The sequence below is a fragment of the Mycoplasma sp. CSL10166 genome, from assembly GCF_017116885.1.
Lineage (GTDB): Bacteria > Bacillota_I > Bacilli_A > Mycoplasmatales > Metamycoplasmataceae > Mycoplasmopsis.
This window is the reverse complement of the sequence record NZ_JAFIRF010000003.1, coordinates 1-23,475: the sequence shown is the minus strand read 5'-3', so window position 1 is coordinate 23,475 and position 23,475 is coordinate 1. Positions and strand designations below refer to the sequence as shown.

Annotated in this window: 25 protein-coding genes, 8 tRNA genes and 2 rRNA genes; 26 read left to right on the top strand and 9 right to left on the bottom strand. The window is 25.2% G+C overall.

Annotation, left to right across the window (positions count from 1 at the left end; genetic code table 4):
• Positions 1 to 7: 7 nt before the first annotated feature.
• The 5 genes from JXZ93_RS03205 to JXZ93_RS03185 form a co-directional block, all read right to left on the bottom strand.
• Positions 8 to 943 carry an energy-coupling factor transporter transmembrane protein EcfT gene (locus JXZ93_RS03205; protein ID WP_205852246.1) on the bottom strand — a complete coding sequence of 312 codons (936 nt, stop codon included), beginning with the start codon at positions 941 to 943 and terminating at the stop codon, positions 8 to 10.
• Complete coding sequence (locus JXZ93_RS03200) at positions 943 to 1,893, bottom strand: energy-coupling factor transporter ATPase (RefSeq protein WP_205852703.1); 951 nt, start codon at positions 1,891 to 1,893, stop codon at positions 943 to 945. The genes JXZ93_RS03205 and JXZ93_RS03200 overlap by 1 nt, the downstream gene beginning before the upstream one ends.
• Entirely contained in the window at positions 1,869 to 2,684 is an 816-nt protein-coding gene (locus tag JXZ93_RS03195; protein ID WP_205852702.1) for an energy-coupling factor transporter ATPase, read from the bottom strand. Before JXZ93_RS03195 ends, JXZ93_RS03200 begins: the two co-directional genes overlap by 25 nt.
• A 119-nt stretch (positions 2,685 to 2,803) precedes the next feature.
• On the bottom strand, positions 2,804 to 4,909 hold the full coding sequence (locus JXZ93_RS03190; RefSeq protein ID WP_205852701.1) for a C1 family peptidase: 2,106 nt from the start codon (positions 4,907 to 4,909) through the stop codon (positions 2,804 to 2,806).
• 11 nt (positions 4,910 to 4,920) lie between these two features.
• A complete protein-coding gene (locus JXZ93_RS03185) occupies positions 4,921 to 5,520 on the bottom strand; it encodes a ribonuclease HII (protein ID WP_205852700.1) in 600 nt (199 codons plus the stop codon).
• A 90-nt stretch (positions 5,521 to 5,610) separates the two neighbouring features.
• Between JXZ93_RS03185 and JXZ93_RS03180 the strand changes: the two genes are divergently transcribed.
• The 4 genes from JXZ93_RS03180 to JXZ93_RS03165 all read left to right on the top strand — a co-directional run bounded on the left by JXZ93_RS03180 (position 5,611) and on the right by JXZ93_RS03165 (position 9,049).
• Positions 5,611 to 5,952, top strand: a complete 342-nt coding sequence (locus JXZ93_RS03180; RefSeq protein WP_205852699.1) for an HNH endonuclease domain-containing protein — start codon at positions 5,611 to 5,613, stop codon at positions 5,950 to 5,952.
• 446 nt (positions 5,953 to 6,398) lie between these two features.
• Positions 6,399 to 6,731 carry a hypothetical protein gene (locus tag JXZ93_RS03175; RefSeq protein ID WP_205852698.1) on the top strand — a complete coding sequence of 111 codons (333 nt, stop codon included), beginning with the start codon at positions 6,399 to 6,401 and terminating at the stop codon, positions 6,729 to 6,731.
• Positions 6,732 to 7,916: 1,185 nt separating this feature from the next.
• A complete protein-coding gene (locus JXZ93_RS03170; RefSeq protein WP_205852254.1) occupies positions 7,917 to 8,417 on the top strand; it encodes a hypothetical protein in 501 nt (166 codons plus the stop codon).
• Between the two features lie 101 nt (positions 8,418 to 8,518).
• Positions 8,519 to 9,049, top strand: coding sequence for a hypothetical protein (locus JXZ93_RS03165; protein WP_205852255.1), 531 nt, complete (start codon positions 8,519 to 8,521; stop codon positions 9,047 to 9,049).
• Between the two features lie 21 nt (positions 9,050 to 9,070).
• On the opposite strand, the gene JXZ93_RS03160 is transcribed toward JXZ93_RS03165, so the two are convergent.
• Entirely contained in the window at positions 9,071 to 9,544 is a 474-nt protein-coding gene (locus tag JXZ93_RS03160) for a hypothetical protein (protein ID WP_205852697.1), read from the bottom strand.
• A gap of 223 nt (positions 9,545 to 9,767) precedes the next feature.
• Here JXZ93_RS03160 and JXZ93_RS03155 point away from each other — a divergent pair.
• The 6 genes from JXZ93_RS03155 (at position 9,768) to JXZ93_RS03130 (ending at position 10,472) form a co-directional block, all read left to right on the top strand.
• Positions 9,768 to 9,842: transfer RNA gene (locus tag JXZ93_RS03155), tRNA-Asn, on the top strand.
• An 8-nt stretch (positions 9,843 to 9,850) separates the two neighbouring features.
• Positions 9,851 to 9,926, top strand: a tRNA-Glu gene (locus JXZ93_RS03150).
• A gap of 4 nt (positions 9,927 to 9,930) precedes the next feature.
• Positions 9,931 to 10,006, top strand: a tRNA-Val gene (locus JXZ93_RS03145).
• A 7-nt stretch (positions 10,007 to 10,013) separates the two neighbouring features.
• Positions 10,014 to 10,089, top strand: a tRNA-Thr gene (locus tag JXZ93_RS03140).
• A 44-nt stretch (positions 10,090 to 10,133) separates the two neighbouring features.
• Positions 10,134 to 10,218 (top strand) — tRNA-Leu (locus tag JXZ93_RS03135).
• A 178-nt stretch (positions 10,219 to 10,396) separates the two neighbouring features.
• Positions 10,397 to 10,472 (top strand) — tRNA-Thr (locus tag JXZ93_RS03130).
• 81 nt (positions 10,473 to 10,553) lie between these two features.
• Here JXZ93_RS03130 and JXZ93_RS03125 read toward each other — a convergent pair.
• The 3 genes from JXZ93_RS03125 to rrf all read right to left on the bottom strand — a co-directional run bounded on the left by JXZ93_RS03125 (position 10,554) and on the right by rrf (position 11,829).
• Complete coding sequence (locus JXZ93_RS03125; RefSeq protein ID WP_205852696.1) at positions 10,554 to 11,135, bottom strand: hypothetical protein; 582 nt, start codon at positions 11,133 to 11,135, stop codon at positions 10,554 to 10,556.
• Between the two features lie 149 nt (positions 11,136 to 11,284).
• A complete protein-coding gene (locus JXZ93_RS03120; RefSeq protein ID WP_205852258.1) occupies positions 11,285 to 11,596 on the bottom strand; it encodes a co-chaperone YbbN in 312 nt (103 codons plus the stop codon).
• A 127-nt stretch (positions 11,597 to 11,723) separates the two neighbouring features.
• A 5S ribosomal RNA gene (rrf, locus tag JXZ93_RS03115) occupies positions 11,724 to 11,829 on the bottom strand.
• Between the two features lie 135 nt (positions 11,830 to 11,964).
• Between rrf and JXZ93_RS03110 the strand changes: the two genes are divergently transcribed.
• The 16 genes from JXZ93_RS03110 to JXZ93_RS03035 form a co-directional block, all read left to right on the top strand.
• On the top strand, positions 11,965 to 13,587 hold the full coding sequence (locus tag JXZ93_RS03110; RefSeq protein WP_205852259.1) for an ABC-F family ATP-binding cassette domain-containing protein: 1,623 nt from the start codon (positions 11,965 to 11,967) through the stop codon (positions 13,585 to 13,587).
• Complete coding sequence (locus tag JXZ93_RS03105) at positions 13,587 to 14,276, top strand: 16S rRNA (uracil(1498)-N(3))-methyltransferase (RefSeq protein ID WP_205852260.1); 690 nt, start codon at positions 13,587 to 13,589, stop codon at positions 14,274 to 14,276. Before JXZ93_RS03110 ends, JXZ93_RS03105 begins: the two co-directional genes overlap by 1 nt.
• A gap of 136 nt (positions 14,277 to 14,412) precedes the next feature.
• Positions 14,413 to 15,846 (top strand): pyruvate kinase, encoded by a 1,434-nt coding sequence (gene pyk, locus JXZ93_RS03100; protein ID WP_205852261.1) that lies wholly within the window; start codon positions 14,413 to 14,415, stop codon positions 15,844 to 15,846.
• A 128-nt stretch (positions 15,847 to 15,974) separates the two neighbouring features.
• Positions 15,975 to 16,058, top strand: a tRNA-Tyr gene (locus JXZ93_RS03095).
• Positions 16,059 to 16,063: 5 nt separating this feature from the next.
• Positions 16,064 to 16,138, top strand: a tRNA-Gln gene (locus tag JXZ93_RS03090).
• Positions 16,139 to 16,235: 97 nt separating this feature from the next.
• On the top strand, positions 16,236 to 17,684 hold the full coding sequence (gene proS / locus JXZ93_RS03085) for a proline--tRNA ligase (RefSeq protein ID WP_205852262.1): 1,449 nt from the start codon (positions 16,236 to 16,238) through the stop codon (positions 17,682 to 17,684).
• A 120-nt stretch (positions 17,685 to 17,804) separates the two neighbouring features.
• On the top strand, positions 17,805 to 18,263 hold the full coding sequence (locus JXZ93_RS03080; RefSeq protein ID WP_205852695.1) for an MG284/MPN403 family protein: 459 nt from the start codon (positions 17,805 to 17,807) through the stop codon (positions 18,261 to 18,263).
• Positions 18,264 to 18,348: 85 nt separating this feature from the next.
• On the top strand, positions 18,349 to 19,332 hold the full coding sequence (locus tag JXZ93_RS03075) for a hypothetical protein (protein WP_205852694.1): 984 nt from the start codon (positions 18,349 to 18,351) through the stop codon (positions 19,330 to 19,332).
• Positions 19,307 to 19,717, top strand: coding sequence for an MHO_1590 family protein (locus JXZ93_RS03070; protein ID WP_205852265.1), 411 nt, complete (start codon positions 19,307 to 19,309; stop codon positions 19,715 to 19,717). The genes JXZ93_RS03075 and JXZ93_RS03070 overlap by 26 nt, the downstream gene beginning before the upstream one ends.
• Before the next feature lie 16 nt (positions 19,718 to 19,733).
• Positions 19,734 to 19,967 (top strand): phosphopantetheine-binding protein, encoded by a 234-nt coding sequence (locus tag JXZ93_RS03065; protein ID WP_308699364.1) that lies wholly within the window; start codon positions 19,734 to 19,736, stop codon positions 19,965 to 19,967.
• A gap of 75 nt (positions 19,968 to 20,042) precedes the next feature.
• The gene (locus JXZ93_RS03060) at positions 20,043 to 20,855 is read left to right on the top strand and encodes a tRNA pseudouridine(55) synthase TruB (protein WP_205852693.1); all 813 of its coding nucleotides are present in this window, start codon (positions 20,043 to 20,045) and stop codon (positions 20,853 to 20,855) included.
• The gene (locus tag JXZ93_RS03055; RefSeq protein WP_241006976.1) at positions 20,846 to 21,670 is read left to right on the top strand and encodes a YcsE-related riboflavin metabolism phosphatase; all 825 of its coding nucleotides are present in this window, start codon (positions 20,846 to 20,848) and stop codon (positions 21,668 to 21,670) included. Before JXZ93_RS03060 ends, JXZ93_RS03055 begins: the two co-directional genes overlap by 10 nt.
• A gap of 2 nt (positions 21,671 to 21,672) precedes the next feature.
• Positions 21,673 to 22,542, top strand: a complete 870-nt coding sequence (locus JXZ93_RS03050) for an FAD synthase (RefSeq protein ID WP_205852268.1) — start codon at positions 21,673 to 21,675, stop codon at positions 22,540 to 22,542.
• Between the two features lie 122 nt (positions 22,543 to 22,664).
• Positions 22,665 to 22,931: a 30S ribosomal protein S15 gene (gene rpsO / locus JXZ93_RS03045; RefSeq protein ID WP_205852269.1), complete on the top strand. Its 267-nt coding sequence runs from the start codon at positions 22,665 to 22,667 to the stop codon at positions 22,929 to 22,931.
• 51 nt (positions 22,932 to 22,982) lie between these two features.
• Positions 22,983 to 23,174, top strand: coding sequence for a 50S ribosomal protein L28 (gene rpmB, locus JXZ93_RS03040; protein ID WP_205852270.1), 192 nt, complete (start codon positions 22,983 to 22,985; stop codon positions 23,172 to 23,174).
• 224 nt (positions 23,175 to 23,398) lie between these two features.
• Positions 23,399 to 23,475: ribosomal RNA gene (locus JXZ93_RS03035) — 16S ribosomal RNA — on the top strand; the annotation flags it as partial.

Sequence of the window (23,475 nt, the reverse complement as noted above, 5' to 3'; positions counted from 1 at the left end):
GCATATTTTAACCCACTATTCTTATATATTTATATATATTAACATTTCTTAAATCATAGATATTTATGTCAATACCTTTGCTTAGGTTTAAGTAATTAAGAATTAAAAAGGAGAAAACTAGCAATATTACTATAAATAGTATAATATCAATAACTCTGGGTTTTATTTGTCTATATTTTGTTCTTTTTTCGTATGGATCATAACCTCTTGTTTCCATTGAATTGGATAAATCATCTGCCTTTTGGAATGAAGAAACAAATAAAGGGATTATTAAAGTTGTAAAGGCAATTATTTTTTCTTTAAATTTACCTCTTTTGAAGTCTACTCCACGAGAAGATTGTGCCTTTATGATTCTTCCTGCTTCATCTACAAGTGTAGGAATGAATCTAAGGGCAATAGAAATTATTGTGGCTATAATGTGAGTTGGAACGAATAAGAACTTTAATGGTCACATTAAATCTTCAATTGATTTATTTAACAAAATAGGTCTAGTGGTATTTGTTAAAAGTGTGGTAATTAAAATCATTGTATAAATTCTTAAAAATAGTGCAAAAACACGATTTAAATTATTTAATGACAATCCATATTTTACTATTGTATCAACACCATTGATAGTCTTATTGGTCTGAACTAAAACTTTAAAATATTCTTTAAAATAATCATCTTTAATTACTATTTCAGAATTAATAGTATAAATGTTTACAAAGAAAATTATTATACATATGAAAAAAGGTAATTTCATTAGTTTAATTAATGGTCTTATTTTTTTTGTTGAATAAATATAAGCTATAATTGCAGGTGCCAAAATGATAAACATATCTATAAAATTACTTATTAAGAATGCTAGTATAATGTACAAAAGAGCTATTAATAATTTAATTCTCGGGTCCAACTTATATAAAAATGAATTGCCAGGTATGTATCTTCCAAAAACACTTTTCATTATCTACCTCCGTTATTAATAAAATCAACTAATTCGTTAACGGATTTTACTTCAGGTACATCAATACCTCTTTCTTTTAATTTAAAAATAAAATTTAAAAGTTTTGGAGGTCTTAAATTATTTTCTTCTAGTAATTTTATATCGCTTAATATTTTATATGGTTCGCCATCTTTAATTAATTTACCCTTATTTAATAAAAAAACTCTTTTTGCATATTGTAATACATGATCAAGATCGTGAGTTACATTTATAATTGTTTGCCCCTTTTTATTAATTTCTTCAATTATTTCTAAAATATCTTTTACTCCTACAGGGTCCAAACCTGCAGTTGGTTCATCAAAAATCATAAAATCGGGATTAATTGCTAAAATTCCGGCAATCGCAACACGTCTTTTTTGACCTCCAGATAATTCAAACGGACTTCTTTTAAGGTATTCTTTGGGTAACCCAACAATTTCTAAACATTTTGCAGCTCTCTTGAGCGCTTCTTCCTTAGGAACTCCAAACGCAATAGGTCCAAAGGCAATATCTTCTTCAATTGTATTTTTAAAAAGTTGATATTCAGCAAATTGAAAAACTATTCCAATTTTCTTTCTCAAATTGTTAATATTTTTTATTTTATTTTCGCGTTTTAATCTACGAATTATTTTTTTAAATTTACTTTCATTCCTTTTATTTTTTGGAAATTTTATTGTAGACAAAGTTTTATTAATTTCTTTTGTTTTTTTGTCTAGAACATCATCTTCAAATAATCATTCTATTTCGCCTTCTGTAGGTTCTAAAAGTAAATTTAAATGTTCTATTAAAGTGGTTTTTCCTGAGCCGGTAGAGCCAATTATACCCACATATTCACCTTGCTCTATTTTTGCGCTTATATCATCTAATGCTTGAAATTCTCATGGAGTTTTTTTAGCAAATATATGACTTATTTTTTTGATTTCAATTTTCATATTTCTTCTATTAACTCCTCTTCATTATATGTAGGTTCTATTCCTTTGATTTGTTCACTAACTTGATAAATAAATGGAGATTCAATTTTTGCTATATCCATTATTTTTTTATCTTTTAAAATTGATTTTGGATCACCATTAGCAATTAATTTTCCATTCGCAAAAACTAAGCAACGATCTGCTAAAATAGCTTCGTCCATATTATGTGTTATTGAAATAAGAGTTTTATCTTTTTTATCTCTTATTTCTTTAATTATTTCTAAAACCTGATCTTTCCCTTTTGGATCTAACATAGATGTAACTTCATCAAAAATAATAACATCCGGATTGAGTGCTAAAATTGAAGCTATAGCCACTCTTTGTTTTTGCCCACCAGACAAATTTTCTGGTTCACGTTCCAAATGTTCTATCATACCAACTTTTTCGGCATAATGATGAATTATTTCTTTCATATTTTTATTAGGGATTTGTCTATTTTCCAAACCAAATGCAATATCATCTTCCACAGAAGAACCAATAAATTGATTATCTGGGTTCTGAAAAATAATTCCAATTTTTTTTCTAATTTCATTTAAGTTTTTTCTGTGATATTTTATTCCGTCAATATAAATTGAACCTTCTTGTGGTTTCAATAATGCCACTAGCACTTTTGAAAGTGTACTCTTACCACTACCGTTGTGTCCTAAAATAGCTATATATTCACCTTTTTTAATACTAAATGAAACATTATTTAATGCGGGTTTTAAAATACCTGGCTTATAACTAAAAACTATATTTTTTACATCTATCATAATATATATTTTATTAAAAAACCTTATTTTTTGTAATTTTATTTAGTTTATTTTATACTTAAAATATATAAAAAAGATATTTAATTTATTTTTACTTATGTAATCTTTTTCAAAAATATCTATTTTTTTATTTTGAATTTTTTTATAAATATTCTCAATGCGCAAAAAACAAAAAGTACAAATATTAATATTGGGATAAAAATAATTAAAATCATTTTTGTATTAGTTTTATCATCTTTTTTATCATAGTGACTATTATTTTTTATATTATCTATTTTTTGTTTTACATTACTTTTGTTAATAGATTTATCTTTAATTATTTTTTTATTTTCTTCATTATTTGTAATCGATTTATTTTCTTTTGTGTTAATATTTTTTCTTACTGTGACAATTGCGTTATTTTTTCTATAAAATTTCGCGTCTTTAGCAATATAGACTAAATTAACCAAATTATTTCCGTTAGATAATTTAAAATCACTTTCTACTTCTCACCCTTGCCCATAATTTATCTCAGAAGCTTTTTGTATTTTGTTGTTTGCTTCTATAATAAATTCGTTTGGATTATTTTGGTAATCTTTATTTTGAATTTTAGGATATAGTCCTACTAGGGGCGTGTAGAAAACTTTTGTTCTACTACCTAAAAATTCATTTAAACCAGTTATTTTAATTTTTCCGTACCCAATTTTTGAATAGTCTTTATAATAGTGATCGTTATCGTTTGGCACAAACTCATAGTTAACTTTATAATCATGATTTTCTTTTAGAATTTTAGAACCCATTTTAACATTTATATTTATTTTATTTTTCGGATCATTTAGACCATATTTATAAAAATCATTGTCTAAGGTTACATCTGCATACTTTAAGTCTTTGTCATTTATTCTATTACTATTTTTATCATACAATTCTGATGTAAAAGCCTTTATTCTTGCTACTCCATTAAAAATATTTTGGCTATTTATTCACTTGTTTTGTTTTTTAATATATGTAAAATCTAAACTCGAAAATTCTTCATCAGAAAATAAAATTTCTGCAGTATTATCATTATTTTTAACTGTTGCTACTATTGAAAAATATTGTCCTTTGTCAAGCTCTATAGGTTTATCTAATTCTATAATTCTAAGTCCGCCATCCTCGAAATGTTTTGTTTTGGATGCTATTAGTTTTGATTTATTTAAATTAAGAGTATTCGGATTTATTTCAGAATCATTATTATTTAAAAATACTTTTACGTTAACATCGACATTTTTTCCTTCAAAACCAACATTTATTGATTTTAATTGTTCGATATTTTCGTTAGATCTTTTTTTTGCTTTAAATGTAACTGCTGCACTTTTTTGGCCCGGCTTGTAAATATTTTTTAAGTATCCATCGAAATAATAGTTATTTTTATATTTATCAGGTGATGCAAAGTTTAATGTAAATGTATTGTTAATTTTTGAATCATAAGATAAATACATATATCCATTATCCATATAGTTTGTGCCTCAACTATTTTTAACAATTCAAGCCCCGTTTTGTTTGGTTTTTGGACCGAATTTTTCTCTTGGTATAGTATCATCTCAACCAATTATTGTAGCGGCGTGTCAATATCTCTTGACGTTATTATACGTTTCGTTAGCGTTATAATATTTTGTTGCATCACCAGCAATAAAACTAAAACCTACTGCACCATTTTTAACCACATATTTTTTTATTGAATTACTATCATTATTATTTATTTGTATAAACTCCTCAGGAAAAAAAGGCAAATTAAAATTATTTTTTTGAAATTCATTTGTTTCTTTTGCGAGTCCGCGTCATTGCATTAAAGTATAAGCTGCATCTTTTGTGGAACCGCCACTATTTCAAAAATTAGTACTATAGTTGTCAAATTTTGTATTATTTAAAGGATCTGAAAATTTATCTCTATTTTTTGTTATATATGCTAAATTATTTTCAGATAAATCTAAAGTATTTGGTGAAGCGTACAATCCATTTTTTAAAATATTAGTTTCTGCTACCCCTATTACAGAATATGCTCAACAAATATTTCAAATTTGGTATCTAACAGGAGATAAAATAAAATTATTTTTATTTTTTCTTCAATCAAAGATTGGTTGTTTAACTATTTCTTCTTCTTGATCTTTTTTCACTTCCGTAGCGAAATTAGTAGAAGCGTTTAAACTAATACATGCTATTGGTAAAAAAATTGTTTTTATTCATATTTTATTTTTTATTTTCATATTTTTTCTTTCTAAATATTTTTAATTAATTTAGCTATAGGTTTATATTTAATTCTATGAATTTTTGGTTCTACTCCATTTATTATTAAAGCTTTTGAGTGTGATTTAGTTCCATAACCTTTATTATTTTTTAAATCATATTGAGGATATTCACTATCAAGTTTTATCATATAGTTATCCCTGAAAACTTTAGCAAGTATAGATGCTGCTGCTACATTAAAAGAAACAGAATCTCCTTTAACCAAGTTTTCTTGTGGAATATCAATGTTTATTTTTTCAAAATCTGTTAATACTACGTCAGGCTTTGTTTTCATATTTTTAATAGCTAACTCCATTGCAATTTGTGATTCTTTTTTTGGGTTAGTATTGTTTATATTTTCAACTGATCTAATTATTATTTGATATTCTATTGAATTTTCGATTATTTCTTGATACAACCTATTTCTTTTTTTGTCGCTCAATTTTTTAGAATCATTTATTTCTGAATTCTTATAATTTCTTTTCATTATTACACAAGCGGCAACTAATGGTCCTGCCCATGAACCTCTACCAGCCTCGTCACACCCAGCAATTAAAATATTTTTATCGTATTTTTTTTCGTAATCTAACATAACAATATTTTACCACCTTATATTTTTTATCTTTTTGCTTTGAATATATATATATATATATATATAATTTAAAAAAAGAAAGGAGGTAACATGACTTCTCAAGAACAAAGAAATAAAATATGAAGAAATTATTTTGGTACAAAAAATGAAGGAGTTGATTTTGCCGGAAGAAAAATTACAAAAGATGGCGATTGAACTGAAGAACATATTATGCCTTCATCCATAAAACGTGATAATAGTTATGAAAACGTAATTCCTAGTCATAGAAAATCAAACGAAAACAAAGCTGACTATAATACATGATCAGACGGAGACTATACTTATCAAGTAAAGAACGGTTCAAAACAGGAAGGATATTATCATTATATAATTTTTAGAAAATCTAATAATAGTAATGAATGAACTCAAGTGACACCTTCAAAATTAAAATAAAACTTGCTAATTTTGAGAACGCAAGTTTTTTCTTCAACTTTTTTATAATTTATTTCTAATTTTTTAAAAAGGTAAATAAATGTTTACTAAATATGAAAAACTAAAAAACACTACTTTTTAGTAGTTTGATAATTATAAAAATATATTAAGCGGTTTAAAAGAGAGATGTAGAGAGAGTTAAATTGTTTTAAATATATTAAAATATCATTATCATGTTTTGTAATAAAATTTATTACAAAACTTATTTATGTATAAATTTTTCTTTTGACTTTTAGCTTTTTAAGGAGAGAGAATGTTTAAAAGCAAAAAGAGGATTTTTTTATTTATTGTATCGAGTATATAACAACACTGTCTATTACGAGTTCCGTAGCTATAATGTTAAATTGAAATTACAATAATTTGATTTATGAAAATAGTTATAAAAAAGTTAAAAAAATAATAAATAAATGAAATGATGTACCAAGAATATTTTGGTTGAATTCAATAAAATAAAACTAATTTACAAAAATAAAAATCAAATATTAGATCTTAAAAATATGGAGGATAAAATATTTAATTCTTTAATTTTATCTATTTTAGAAAAAGAATCAATATTAAAAAACGTAAATATTGAAGTAGATGACAGTGATAATTTTTCAAGAAAAAATGAGATTTTGAATGCAAAAAATGGGTTAGATTTATTAAATTATAAAAATTCCTTAGATACAATTTTATTAATTGATAAAAGGATTGAAGAAATTAAAGAGTTAAATAGCAAGAATCATTTTAAAATGAATTAAAGAATATCATTATAAGTGATTTTGATATGGTAGATAAAAAAGTAAAATAATAAAACAGAGAACAAAGAAAAACAAATCAAGTTACAATTGATTCACTAGTTGATTTGTTAAAAGATAAATTTATTAAAAACAAGACAAAATATTAAATAATTTTGATAAATTAAAAGATTTAGAAAGTGAATTAATAAAATATAAAAAAGAATCCGATGAATTTAAAATAATTAAAAATTCTAATACTAAAAGTGAAATTATTGAAAAAATAGTTTCGAGCGAAATTAGCGATATACCAAAAATTATTGAAGATATTTTTAAAATATTAGATGATGAAAAACATTTTGAATTTAATAACGAATTAAGGCGCGAGAAAAAATTAGAATCAATTGTTAAAGAAAAAAATAAGTTTCTTTTAAAATGAATGAATTAGAAAAAGAATTAGAGAATTATTTAATAGAAAATGATGATATTAGTAAGTTAATAGAGACTAAAAAAAGAAAAATTAAGACAAAAAATTTTAGATTCTGATTTATATGTTGATGTTAAAGATAATTCAAATAAAAAGGTAGACATAGAAAATAATATAAAAAAATTATACGAAATTGATAAGGAAATTAATAATTTAGAAAATGACCAAATTCAAGAAAAGAAAGTGTTAAAAATAAAGTTAATGGTTTAAACAATAAAAAAGAAATTATTGAACCAAAAAAGAATTAGAAAAATTTATAGATTTGCAAGGTATAACAATTCAAATTAGTTAAAACGATTTGCAAGTTGGATATAATTAGCAAATTAGTGAAATATCCTTTAATTTCATAGATATAAATAAATATATTGTTAAATTTACTTATTTTTCTAAAGATGATAATTATGTAAAAAATAATCATATTGTAAGTAGTTATCTTTTTAATTCTTCAAAAAACACGAATTAATAAAAATAAATTTAAATGAATCTATTTTTCTAAAATGGAGTTATAAATCAAAGTCTAGAATAATACAATCCCTAAACGCTAATGCTTCGTTTTTGTTGGTTTATAAAGAAAAAGATCCTGCAGTTTTTTCTTTTACAAGTGGTTTTAATAATATTTCTATTTTTTCTGAATTATTCTATTATTTAAGTTTTAAAGTTTCTAAAACAAATGAAATATATATAATACAAATTTTAAAGAAAATAATCTTCATATAACAGAAATGAATGATTGGCAGTTTAAAGATAAATTTTTAACCTTAAGAGAAAAGTGGTTAGATTTTTTAACAGATAGAATTATAGAAGGTTCAATACAAAAAGGAAATTCTGAAAATTTAAATCAAAAACAAAATGTTGGTGTTTCGAAGCTTCTTAAATTTAAATTCAATAAATGATTGTTAAATAACACTAATTCCACATATACTACAAATAATTCGAAAAATAGAATTTATGTTTCGGGTATTTTATTAGGAAGTAAATTAAATAATAGTTTTGAAATTAATTCATTTGAGAGAGTGTCTATTTTAGGAGGAAATAATATTTACGAAAAAACTAATAAACCTATAAAAGAGTTTATATATGAAGTTGATACTAGTAGTTCAAATTATTGGGTATTAAGCGATAATACCCACTCTAATGAAAAAGATTACGAAAAAATATATAATATCATTTATAAAAGCATTCTATTTGCATTAGAAAATAATTTTAAAACCAAAAATAATTAATAATATGAACACAATTGTTATATTTGTGTTTTTATTTAGCTGTTTATATGATTTTTTATCTAAAATGATATAATAATTTATATTATAGAAAAGAGGTAAAAATGGCTTCAAAAGTTACTGCACATTGTGCTAAATGTAATATTAATTACACATATTTATTTGGAGAAAGTGATGAACTCATATTATTTAATATTTTTTTAGATGAATACAAAAAATCACAAATCGAATTATTTGATAGAGAAAAATTTATCAATCACTTTAAACCTATTTTTCTTAATAACATTCAAGAATTTAAAAATTTTTCTGAAGAAAATCAATTAGAACTTCTAAATAATAATTATGAAAAAGTAATAAATTTCTTCTTCCCGGAAGAAATAGAAATAATTAAAAAAAATATTGTTATGGGTCATACCATAGAAGTTTTTCCTATTATTAATACTAATTTAACCGAAACAGAGAGATCTATAGTTTCGGTTCCGATAATGAAAATTAAATTTTTATCAGGAGAAGAATATGTTCGCCAATATAGTAATAACGTGGCTTATGTTCAATTTACCCCTGACCAACAATTTTTAACTTGCCCTGTTCATTTAGATCTAACCGCACAATTTATTAGTGAAGAAAAAGTTTAACACACAAAATGTTAAACTTTTTTAAATTTCAAAACTTCCGTTGTAATTCAATTTGTATTCTTGTTTTGTTGATATTTCTATTTTGTTTAAGTAATCTTTCAATGTTTTAATATCAGAAAAATAAACGTTATAAAATTCCAAATATTTTTCGCTAAAAAATATTTTAATATCATTTTGACTTATGAATGTCGCATAAACATCAATCATTGTTTGAATTAGTTCAATTAACTGTTCTTTGCTATAAATTCTAAATTCATCTTCGTTTCAAGGTGCGACGACATTTTGGTATAAATATCAAGCTCCAATCGCTAATTTATTAAAATTAAAGCGAGCTTCTTTTGAATTTGTATTATTTTGATATTCTGAAAATAATATTACATTCAGTAAAAAGAAATGTTCCATTTGCTTTTTACTGAATAAAGGTTGATTTAATGTTTTGTATATTAATTCTATATTTTGTTTTGTTAAACCTTTTCTAAGTTCTAATAATTCCATAATATAATTAAAACATTTTTTAGTATATTTTTTATATTTAAATTTCATTAGAGCAATCTTTATCTATTAAACACTTTTAAAATTTAAAAAATTTTTTTTATTTTTTAAAAAAGTATGTATAATAATTTTACCTAAAAACAAATTAGGAAACTAAATCAAAAAAATATATTATTTTTATTGTTAAAAATATTTATATGCTATAATATATTACGCAAATACAAATGCCGATTTAGCTCAGCGGTAGAGCAGCTGGCTGTTAACCAGTTGGTCGCAGGTTCGATCCCCGCAATCGGCGCCATTTTATAAGGTCTGTTGGTGAAGCGGTTAACACACATGGTTTTCATCCATGCATACACGGGTTCGATCCCCGTACAGACTGCCATTTTGGAAGATTAGCTCAGCTGGGAGAGCGTCGCCCTTACAAGGCGAATGTCATGGGTTCGAGTCCCTTATCTTCCACCATTATTGCGCCGTCTTAGCTCAGTTGGTAGAGCAACTGACTTGTAATCAGTAGGTCGTAGGTTCGAGTCCTATAGACGGCACCATAGTGTGCTTTTTTATTTATTATTTGTGTATTTTAAGTCACAATGCGCGGATGGTGAAATTGGCAGACACGCTAGATTTAGGCTCTAGTGCCTTACGGCATGAGGGTTCAAGTCCCTCTTCGCGCACCATTAGAACATTAATACTTAAAAAAAGTATTATTTTTTAAACATTTTTATTAACCTTTATAACAAACAAGACAAACAAGAAAGAAAAACTAAGGTATAGAATGACCTTAGTTTTTAGTTCATTAAAATAAAAGTATGAACATCAAAAATCTTGTTTTTATGTTAAAATATATTTAGATGTGCCGTCGTAGCTCAGCAGGTAGAGCACTTCCATGGTAAGGAAGGGGTCGCTGGTTCGAGTCCAGTTGTCGGCACCATTTTTTTATGCACTTTTTGATGGAAAAATATACTTATTTTATTATGTATGACATGGTTTAAATAAGTAAAAAGCAGAAAATTTAAGTTTTCTGCTTTTTATTATTCTCTTTTTCGTAATCAGAAACTGAAATAACTTTTTCATTTTCTAAATCATAGATTTGATATCCGCCAAAATCTTTTGCTTTATTTATTGCTTCATCTACGTTAGATACAACCATAAGATTATCTAAGATCAGTTCTTCTTCGTCTGCATCATATCTATAACCTCAGTTTATATCATATTTTTGTTTAGCATCGTTAAAGAAATGGATTAATTCATTTTTTTGTGCTATAGTAAGATCGTCTAATTTTTTTATTCAATTTAAGCTAATTTTTAATGTTCCCAAATTTTCGTTTTTAAAAGCTACAATATAACCTTTTTTATCAGTAAAAACATTTCATCCGACTATGGGGATATTATCTTTTTGATTTAAAAGTTTTATATCACATAATTCTTTTTTAGCTTTAATATCTCATGCATTTTCATTAAAAAAACTAGCAATTTCAATGAACAAATTATCAAGATGATATCTAAGGGACTTACCTTTTAAAAAATTTACAAACCCTCTTATATACTCGTTGAATTCTTCTGTTTTTTTATTCTTTGCTTCTTCTTTATCCATTTTATCCTTAAATATTTATTTTATATTGATCAATAGTAAAAATTATATTACTTTTAATTTTTTTGAATTAATATTTTTTAAATAAATTAAAAATGATTACTAAGCAAAAAACATTAAAAAATTAACATTTTCAATGTTAATTTAATGTGTTATTTAATGTAAGGTGCTACTTGTTCTTTTAAAATTTCGTAAGGTACATAACCAGAGAAATCCTTCACTTCTTTGTCGCCTTTAAATACTTTAGTATATGGGATTCCTTGTACTCCGTTTTCGAGTGCAAATTCTCTATTGTGATCAATATTAACTCTTAAAACTTCAACATTATCATTAGAATCTAATTGTTCTAAAGAACCTTTATACATTCTACATGGACCGCATCAATCGGCGTAAAAAACAACTAATTTTGTTTTTTCGCTTTTTAATGCTTCAGAAATTATTTCTTTATTCGCTTCTTTTAGCATATCGCCTCCTTAATTTTTAAATATTAATAATTATATCATTTAATAAATAAAGTTAAAAAGTTTATTTTTATATTAAAAAATGACGAAAAAAGGTTTTTTATATTTTTTTATTCAAAAAAAGATATAAAAAAAGCAGCTCCCTATTTTCACCAAGTGGCTATCGTCGGCGTAAAGAGGCTTAACTACTGAGTTCGGAATGGTATCAGGTGGACCCTCTTGCTATTGCTACTGATAATAGTATACACTATAAATTTAAAAACAAAAAATTTTTTTTATTTTTTTTAAAATATTTTTTAGTTTGTAAAAGAACAAAAATAAAATTGCTATATAATTTATATTATTAGATCAAGAACAAATAAGGAGAAAACATGATTGAAGTACAAAATATTAGTAAAATTTTTAGTGATAAAAAATTATTTGAGAATGTTAATTTAAAATTTACAGAGGGTAATACATATGGAATTATAGGAGCAAATGGTGCTGGTAAGTCAACATTTTTAAAAATATTATCAGGTCAAATTGAAGCTACAAGTGGACAGATATTAGTTGAAAAAAATAAACGTATTTCTGTTCTTTCTCAAGACCATAATGCGTATGATCACATGAATGTTACCGATGTAGTTATTATGGGTAACACTGATTTATATGATGTTTTACAAGAAAAAAATGCTATTTACGCAAATCCAGACGCAACAATGGAAGATTACACAAGAGCCGGAGAATTGGAAGATAAATATGGTGAGTTGGGCGGATGAACTGCTGAAAACGATGCGCAAGAATTGCTAAGTAATTTATCTATACCTAAAGATAAGTGAAATGTTAATATGAGCGAATTAACCGCTAATCAAAAAATTAAAGTTTTATTAGCAAAAGCGTTATTTGGAAATCCTGATATTTTGATCATGGATGAACCAACTAACCATCTTGATTTACGTTCAATTAAATGATTAGAAAACTTCTTGATCGATTATCCTAATGTTGTTATTGTTGTTAGTCACGATAGCGATTTTCTAGATTCAATTTGTACACATATAGTTGATATTGATTATAACGAAGCAAAAATTTATACAGGTAATTACAGTTTTTGAAAACAATCATCAGAACTAGCGCGTGAGATGATGAAGCAAAGTAATCTTAAAAAAGAAGCTCAAATAGAAAAACTTAAAGATTTCATTGCTCGTTTTAGTGCAAATGCTTCAAAATCAAAACAAGCAACCTCAAGAAAAAAAGCTTTAGAAAAAATTTCTTTAGATGAGATTAAACCTTCCAATCGTAAATATCCATATATTCGTTGAGATATGAATCGTGATCACGGAAAACAAATTTTAAATGTTGAAAATTTAACATATAAAAATGATTTGGGACAAACACTTTTTGAAAATGTTTCGTTTACATTAAGACCAGGTGAAAAAATGGTAATTGTTGGTGATGATGATATCGCAAAAACAAGATTACTTGAAATAATTTTTGGTGAGCGTGAAGCTACTTCAGGCACCGTTGAGTGAGGACAAACAATTACACCTAGTTATTTTCCTAATGATAATGCAAAATATTTTAATACTGAAGAAAATATTTTAGAGTGAATCTCGAAATGACCATTATTAAATAAAATAAAAGAAAATCAAGAAAATGATGATGCTAGAATGCGTGGTTTTTTAGGTAGAATGTTATTTAGCGCAGATTCAGTATTCAAAAAAGTTAATGTAACTAGTGGTGGAGAAAAAGCGCGCTTGATGTTTTCTAGAATGATGCTTTTGGAATCAAATTTTATTATACTAGATCAACCTCTTGATCACTTAGATACCGAAAGTATTGATTCAGTAATTGAAGGTGTTCAAAATTACAAAGGTGGCGCAATTTTTACTACCTATAATAGAGCTTTCGTTAATCAATGTGCTGATGTTATATTAGAGTTACAATCTGCAACAAAAAGTTTTTTATTTAGAGGTACTCTAGAAGAATATGAAGAAATTATGATGCAGGATAATTAATGAATCGTTTTTTTGTTAATAAAAAAGAAGATAATTACTTTATTTTAGATAAAGAAGCTCAAAAACATATTAAAGTTTTAAGACTAGATGGCAAAAAAATTATTTGCGTTTATGAAAATAATTTTTTTGAATGCTTAGTTGATTTTGATAAAGCTCATATTATAAAAGAGATTAATGAAAATCATGAATTACAAAATGATATTATTTTATTAATGAGTTTAATAAAATACGATCGTTTCGAATGGCTTTTACAAAAAAGTACAGAATTGGGAGTTAAAAAAATAATCCCTTTAATAACAGAACATACTAATGGTGAATTATATTCATTCAATAAGTTTGAAAAAAAACGCCAACGCTTTGAGGAAATCTTAAAAAATGCAGCTGAACAGTCTTTTAGAAATCAAATTCCAACATTGGGGGAGTTGACAAAGCTATCTAATATTGATTTTAAAAAAGATTATAAAATATATATAGCTCACGAAAAAATTAACTCAGAAAATAACCAAATTCCAAGCGAAATCGAAAAAAATGTTTATTTTGTTGTAGGTCCTGAAGGTGGATTTTCAAATTTAGAATTAGATAAATTAGTTTTAGATAATAAAAATGTTAATTTAGTATCTTTAGGTAAAAGGATATTAAGAGCAGAAACAGCAGCAATATATATGCTCTCAAAAATAAAAAATTCTTAATATAGTTAAGTTATTGTGTATAAACTTAACATATCAAGAATTTTTTTAAATATGACTTAAAAACATTATCATAAAAACATTTTTTTGGTAAAATAATGAATATAAAATAATCAAATCATAATTAGGAGAAAATTAAATGAAAATTACAGATAAAAGAACTAAATTAGTTGCTACTATCGGACCTTCAAGTGATAATATTGACACATTACGTACATTGATTGAAAATGGTGTAACAACAATTAGAGCTAACTTTAGTCATGGTTCTCACGAAGAACAAGCTAATAAATTTAAAATAGCTAAAGAACTTTCAAAAGAACTTAGAATTCCGGTTTCATTAATGTTAGATACAAAGGGACCTGAAATTCGTGTAGGAAAAATGAAAGATGGTGCTCAAGTTATTGTTGCTGGATCTACAGTTTTAATTCATACAACACAAGATAAATACCTTAACTTTGAAGGAACACCAACAGAAATTACAGTCGCATATGACATGGCTAGAGATTTAGTTGTTGGTAACCAAGTTTTAATTGATGATGGTAAATTATCAACAGTAGTTACAGAAGTTGGTGAAGGGTATGTGAAAGTTAAAGCAGAAAACACACATAAAGTAAAAACAAATAAACGTGTTAACTTACCAGGTGTAGATTTCTCACTTCCTTTCTTAGCAGAAAAAGACATTAATGATATTAAATTTGGTATTACTCAAGGTATTAATTATGTTGCAGCTTCTTTTGTTAACTCAGCTAGAAATGTAAATGAATTAAGACAATTATTAAAAGAAAATGGTGGATCACATATTCAAATTATTTCTAAAATTGAATCACATTTAGGATGTGTAAATATCGATGAAATTATTGAAGCATCAGATGGGATTATGGTAGCTCGTGGTGATTTAGGTTTAGAAATTCCTTACTACGATGTTCCTTACCACCAAAAAAATATGATTAGAAAAGCTCGTGAAGCTGGTAAACCAGTTATTGTCGCTACACAAATGTTAGATTCAATGGAAAATACACCACATCCAACACGTGCAGAAGTAACTGACGTTTATTATGCAGTTGAATTAGGTGCTGATTCTACAATGTTATCAGGTGAAAGTGCAAACGGTTCATTCCCTCTTGAAGCGGTTAAAACAATGACAGCTATTTCAAAACGTGCTGAAAAAGAATTTTACTCAAGAAATTACTATGAAAGACAACTTGAAAAAGTTTGAGCAAATTCAAATCAATCAGACAAAAGAACAAAAATAGCTTATGAAATTGCTAAAAAAGCAAAAGATGGTGATTATAAATTTGCGGTTGTTTTATCAAGAACAGGTGAATTATTAAAACATGTTTCTAAATTTAGACCTAATACAATTACAATTGGTGTTTTAAATAACGATAAATTAATTAATGGATTCGGAGCATACTCTGGTGTATTTGTTTCAGTTGATTCGTTAGATCTATTCGATAAAGTTAAAGCTGATAATTCATTAGCTGAAGAGGCCTTAAGACCATACGGAATTCAAAAAGGTGATAAATACTTAGTTGTTGAAAATGAAAGATTTACAGAACACGAAGTTAAATAATATATAATATAATAAATTAAAGTGCTTAGGCACTTTTTTGTTTAATTTTGCAAGTTAAAAATTTAAAAAATAAATAATTTTTTTGATTTAAAGATTTTATATGCTATAATATATAAGCAAAATTAAATGGGGGGATAGCAAAGCGGCCAAATGCGGGTGGCTGTAACCCACTTTCTTAGGATTCGGGGGTTCGAATCCCTCTCCCCCCACCATTTATTGTCCCATAGCCAAGCGGTAAGGCATCGGGTTTTGGTTCCGACATGCGTTAGTTCGAATCTAACTGGGACAGCCATATCACTCTAAAAAGAGTGTTTTTTTATACTTTTTTGCCCTAAAAATTACTTATTTGCATTTTTCTAAATATTTTTTTGTTATATAATTAAGTTAATATGAATAAAGAAAAACAAATAGATAAAATTACTCCAATGGAGTTGGATTTTGCAAAATGATATACAGATGTTGTGAAAAACGGAGATCTTATAGCGTATGGACCAACTAAAGGTTCTATTATTTATAAACCAAATTCTTATGGTATTTGAGAATTAATACAAAAAGAATTAAACGACATATTTAAATCAAAAGGAATTCAAAATGTTTATTTGCCTCTTTTGATTCCAGAAAATTTATTTCAACTTGAAAAAGAACATATTGAAGGTTTTAACCCTGAGTTAGCTACAGTTACAAAAGTAGGAGACAAAGAGTTAAGCGAAAAATTATTTATTAGACCTACTTCGGAAGTTTTATTTGCTGATTTGTTTAAAAAAACAATTAATTCTTATAACGATTTACCTATTGTTTACAATCAATGAGCAAATGTTTTGAGATGAGAAAAAACCACAAATCCTTTTTTACGTACAAGAGAATTTTTATGACAAGAAGGTCATACATGCCATGATAACGCATGAGAAGCACGTAAATTAACAAGAGAAATGATTTCTACATACGCAAAATTTTTGAAAAATTATTTAGCTATCCCAACAATAGTAGGTAAAAAAACCCCAAGGGAAAAATTTGCTGGTGCGTGTTCTACTTATACTATAGAGGCTATGATGAAGGATGGTAAAGCTTTACAATCTGGTACAAGTCATTACTTAAACCAAAACTTTTCTAAGCCATACGGGATTAAATTTAAAAATAAAGACAACAAAGAAGAATATGTTTATCAGACTTCATGAGGAGTGACTACGCGTTTATTAGGTGCCATAATTATGACACATGGTGATAATAGAGGTGTAATAATACCTCCTAAAGTTGCACCTATTCAAGTTGATATTCTTGAATTATTTGCGAAAAAAGATCCTAAAGTTCATCAAATTGCTAAAGAAATTAAGAGTAAAATCGGAAGAAAATTTAGAGTACGTTTAGATTCATCAGATAAAAACCCTGGATTTAAAGCTTCGAATAGTGAAATACAAGGTGTTCCGATACGGATTGAGGTAGGTCCTAGAGACTTAGCAGAAAATAAAGTCCTAGTAGTACGTAGAGATACTTTAGAAAAACAATTAGTTGAAATAGAAAAACTAAAAGAGTTAATACCAATATTACTTGATAATATCCATAATAATTTGTATGATTCAGCACAAAAAAGATTAGAAGAAAATACTGAATATGTATATAACTATGACGACTTTAAAGAGAAAATTAAAGAAAATAAATTTTTAGTTGCTCCATTTTGTTGTGACGACTATGTTGAGGGTAAGATTAAAGAAGAGACGGGTGCAACAGCGAGATGTATACCTATTAAGTCGTTCAAAAAACCTAACAAAGATAGTAAGTGTTTTTTTGATGGTTGCGATAAGTCTACTAATAGGTATGTTGTATTTGCAAAAGCATACTAAAACTGAAAAAAATTTCATATTTTATAAAAATAAAAGGGGAAAGAGGTGACTTTTTTCCTTTTTTAGTTCATTTTTGACAAATTTCTAAAAAAATTTATATAAATAAAGTGGGAGGGGTATTTGAAAATGAACGAATTAAATGCAGATGTAGAAACAAAAGCTTTAGAAGAATTGAGGTTACAAGATTTAATTAAGGAAGTCGAAAACGACAAAGAACTTTATGTTTATGAGCATAAACTTGTCGAAATGATCTTTAAAACCCATTGAAAATTTAGAGAAATATTTAAAAGAAAGTTAATGGGAGAAACTTTTAAAGAAAGGTTTTATCATAAAAAAATAAATGAAAAACAAAAAGAATGATTGCTTAAGATGGCTGAAGGGAAAAATAGCATTGTAAGAATGATTTTAGATAATATGACACATAAGCATTCGTGAATACTTGAAAAATGTTATTTAGATAAAAACACAATGGATAATACGTTGTGATATGAACAACATTTTTCCAAAACTACTTTTTATAAAGTTAAACGTGAGGCGGTAAAGGAATTTGTTTCATACTATACAGGAATATTCAACTAATGACATTAATTCAATTAATAAACAATTAGTATATGAATACAATAACTTTAGAATTGATAGACGTGTTTATAAATAATCAATTAATTTGGATTATCAAATTGAAATTTTTAATTATAAAAATAACAATGATTTATATTTATTTTGTGATTTCTTCAGCAATAAAGTTTATAAAGAATGAGTTATCGAGTTATGATATAAAGGAACAAAAAAATTAAGTTCGAATAATTCAAATTTTATTGCAAACATTTCATCTCTTAATAAGTCGAAAGCAGAAGAAGTTAATAATTTTAAAATTATAATTAAATCTAAAAAAACAAGCAAGATTGTTGAAAGTGTCGAGTTTAATAGATATTTAAATGATAATGTTGAAATTTTTAAAATGGAGAATAAAACTAATTTATTAAAAATACATTATTCTTCTATTTTTAGAATAAAAAATAACCAAGTGTTAAATTATAAAAAATATTGAAATTTAATCTTTAATCTTGAGAATTTAAAGTGTGCTATACCAATTTTTAATGTTTTAAACTTATTTATAACTTTCGATGCAAATTCAATAAATTTAAAATCATATAAAATAACTTCCTTGGATTTTAATGTTAGGAAAATTAACTTAAATATTAACGGTTTAGGATTAGAAAATGAAAAAATAAAATTAAAAGGTATACGTAAAATATTACAAAATAATGAAAATAAATTTGATTTAATTGATTTTTATATAGATGAATATATTAAATATTTACCCGATGAAAAAAGATATATTAAATCTTTAGGCGAAAATAGTAATAAAAAAATAGTTATACCTAAAAATTACAGTGGTAAATTGATTTTTATATTTGAATTAGAAACGACTTTTGGTAATTTTAAAATTTTGAAAGAAATTAATTTTGATAATAATCTAGAAGAAAGAAAAGCAAAAAAATTTGAAATAAATGACATAACAGATCAAAGAGTTTTTTTGAATAAAATAAAGTATACTGTTTCATTTAGAGATTTTTATAATTTAAAAAATGAAAATGACATTAGTTATTTTTTAAAGAAAAATGAAGAATATCAAATCGATTTATAAATTATTAGCTTTTGCTATAATTGCTAGTTTTGTAGCAGGATTATCATATTATGGTTATTTAAAAATAATAGAACAAAAAAACAATTTAAAAAATAATATTCCAAAAGGAGAAAACGATAATTTTAGCGTAAAAAATTCATTTATTTTCCCGGATATCGATAAAAAATCATTAGTTAATTTTATTAAAAAAAATGAATTTGGAGAAGATTACATAGATCAAGAAATAGTCAGAAATTTAATATATAATTTAATACTAAATTCAAATATTAGCGATGCACAGTTGGATTTTGATTTTGTACAAAGAAGTGATAAAGAAATAGAAGTTTATATTGAAGTTAATTATAAAAAAGAAAAATATCACAAAGTATACGAAATTAAAATTTAATTGATATAATTAAAATATGAGTTTAGATTATGAAAAATGAATTATGAGTCAAATAGAACGCTTGTCTAAGAAAAAAGTTAATTATGATGCGTATATAAAAGATATTAATATTGATTCTTTGGACTTAGCAGAAGTAATTATTAATCTAGAGGAAAAATATGGAATTGTAATTTCTGATGAGGAAATTTTAAATATTGAAAAAGTAAAAGATGTACTAGAATTAGTTTCAAAAAAGGTTGGTGAAAAGTAAGCTATTTTAATTTTATGATTAGAATAGCTCACTTTTTATTCTATGTTTTATAAATACCATAAATCAACTGGCACTATGACAAATAAAAGTGTTAGAGGTTTATCTAAAGTTCTCTTAACAAAAAAAATAGGACATACCGGAATTTTAGATCCTTTAGCTTCTGGATTAGTAATAGTTGCGACTGATTATGATACTAAATTGTTAGAATACATCAATCATAAAAATAAAATTTATATTGCAAATTCCAAGTTTAATTTAGGTTCTGATACTTTAGATATTGACGGAGAACTTAGAAGCTATAATTTTCCAAAGATAAAATTAGAAGAACTTAAAAAAGCTATTGAGACAGTATCAAAAAGACAATCCCAAATTCCACCTAAATTTAGTTCTAAAAAAATAAATGGACAACATGCTTACAAGCTAGCAAGAGAAGGAAAAGAGTTTGAATTAAAACCCCAAAAAATTAAAGTACTAGAATATGAATTAATTAGTTTTGATTATGATAAACAAGAATACGAAATTATGTTTAATGTTTCTGAAGGAACTTATATAAGAACTTTGTTATATGATATATCTTTAGAGTTAAATAACTCTAGTGTTATGACTTCGTTAAAAAGAATTGGAGTTGGTAAAATATTATTAGATAATTTAGAAATTCAAAAGTATGAAAAAATAAGTTTTGATTTGCTTTTTGATATAAATTCTATTTCTTTAACAGAAGAAATTTATATAAAAGTATTTAATGGTCAAAGTTTTAGAATTTCAAAAAAAGATGAAAATGTTTTCTTTATTAAAAATATTAATAATGATGTTTGTTGTGTAGGTAAAATTAAAGATAATTTTTTTTACCCTAAAAAAGTTTTTAAGGAAAGGTTATTATGGAAATAAAAAAATTAGAAGAAATAATTAAATTAGCTGCTTTTGATGTTGATGAAACACTTTTACCAAATGGATATACAAAGTTTTCGGAAAATACAAAATCTATTTTTAGCAACTTAAATAAGAAAGGTATTAAAACCGTCATTTCTACTGCTAGAGAGTTTGCTACAATAGGCGATTTTTTAGAACAATTATACCCAGTAGATTATTTTATGGGTGCTAACGGTGCGTTCATATGGGATGTTCAAAATAAAAAATTTATTTTTAAAAATACATTAAAACGTGACCAAGTTATTAAGTTATATAATGAGTTTGGGGAAAAGGTTAGAGGTTTTGCGGTTAGTGATTTTGATAAAATTTATAATTCGAAAGATATGAATTTAAATACTTGATTTATTAAACCGTTCGTTCAAAATTATCACGCCTTCGATCCTGATTTAATAGGAGATGAAGATTTATACTTAATTACAATAACTTCAACAGAAAATTTAAGAGAATTATATGAAGAATTTAAGGAATTTATAACTAAAAATAATTTAGATATGGAAATATCATCGCGTTGATCTAAAGGTTTTTTTATAAATCCTTTATCAGTTAATAAAAGTACTACTTTAAATTTTTTACTTAATAAATTAGAATTAAGTTATGATAATTTAATTAGTTTTGGTGATAGTTCAAATGATTTTGAAATGATTAGAGATGCATATTATGGGGTGGCAATGCAAAGAGCCGGAGAAAAAATTAAAGCCGTTGCTAATGATATTGCGTTAGATTCCGTTTATGATGGTGTTTATTTAAAATTAAAAGAATTGAAATTGATTTAAAATTGAAAAATAGTGATTTGCTTGTTTATAACTTAAATAATTTTGAAACAAAAGATAATGACACTTTTCTAATCGGGGCCTTTGAATCTTTTCATTTAGGACATTATCAACTTTATAAAGAATTAATAAAATACGAAGGAAGAAAAATATTAATTAATTTTAGTAACTTAGACACAAAAAATTTATTTCATAGTGATATTTTTTACACAAATAAATCTAAATATTTTTCTATTTCGGAATTAGATTTCGATTCAATCATTGAATTAAATTTTTCAGAGATAAAAAATTTGGACGGAATTGAATTTATAAAAAAAATAGTTCAAAATAAAAAGGTAACTTTTATTGCTGGTAGCGACTTTAAATTTGGTCAAAACGCACAATATAAATTATCTGATATACCTTTTTATTTAAAAAATGTTGAAATAAAAAATGTTGAAATTTTTAAATTATTAAATACTAAAATTAGTTCAAGTATGATAAAAGAGTCATTAAAATTTGGAGATATTGATTTGGTTAATGAATTATTAGTTTCTAATTATGTTTTCAATGCTACGTTAAAAGAAGATTTAGTGCTAGATTTACCATTGCATTTGATGAAGATGGAATCGGGGATATACTCGTCTTTTATGCACATAAATGATTTAGTTTTTTTCACTTGTCTATACGTAGATTATAAAAAAGAATATAAATTATTTATTTTAGACTTTAAAGAAAACTTAGAATTGAATTTATTTTATAATAAAGAGGTTTTTGTTGAGGTTTTAAGTAAGATTAGAAAAATATCAGATAAAAATATGGACAAAGTTTTTGAAGATGATCTTTTAGAAACTAAAAATTATTTTCTAAATAAATATTCTAATTATAAAAAATAATTTTTATGTTATAATTCGTAAGCATTTCAAAAGTATGCAAAACACAAATTTTAACTAGGTTTAATTTAAATTTTAAAAATTATGCTTGGTTAAAACATAATTTTATTTATTTAAGGAGAATTATGGTTTCAAAAACAAGAAAAGCTGAATTAGTCTCACAATTCGGTAAAAATGCAAAAGATACAGGTAATGTATCTGTCCAAATCGCTATTTTAACAGAAGATATTGAAAAATTAAAACCACATTTTTCAAATAATCCAAAAGATAACCACTCACGTAGAGGTTTCTTAGCAAAAATTTCTCAACGTAAAGTTTTATTAAAACATTTAAAAGCATCTGATTTAAACGAATACAACAAAGTAACTGATTTATTAAAAATTCGTAAATAATTTTTATTATTTATATTTTAAGTTTATAAAATAACTAAGAGGTTTAATAATATGGCAAGAAAATGTCAAATATCAGGTGTTGGTCCACAATCAGGAAACAAACGTTCACATGCTTTGAATGCATCAAAGAGAAAATTTAATGTTAATTTACAAAAGGTGAGAGTTACTATCGATGGACAGAGAATGTCATTGAGAGTTTCAGCAAAAACTTTAAAAACTTTAAAATCAAAAGGTTTATTATAAAAAAATAAAAAAATGCAAAAAAGCATTTTTTTATTTTTTTATATAGTTTATAATTATATTAACGCATTTAATTTTGAGATGTTTAAAAAAATAAATCAAAAAAAATAAAAAATAACTTTTTGTTATTAATAAAATGTGTTATAATAATTTGGCTATCAATTATTAAGATAGTTAAATAGAAGTTCTTTGAAAACTAGATATATACAATAAACATGACAGTCAATTTTTTCGAGAGTTTGATCCTGGCTCAGGATGAACGCTGGCTGTGTGCCTAATACATGCATGTCGAGCGGAGTTCTTC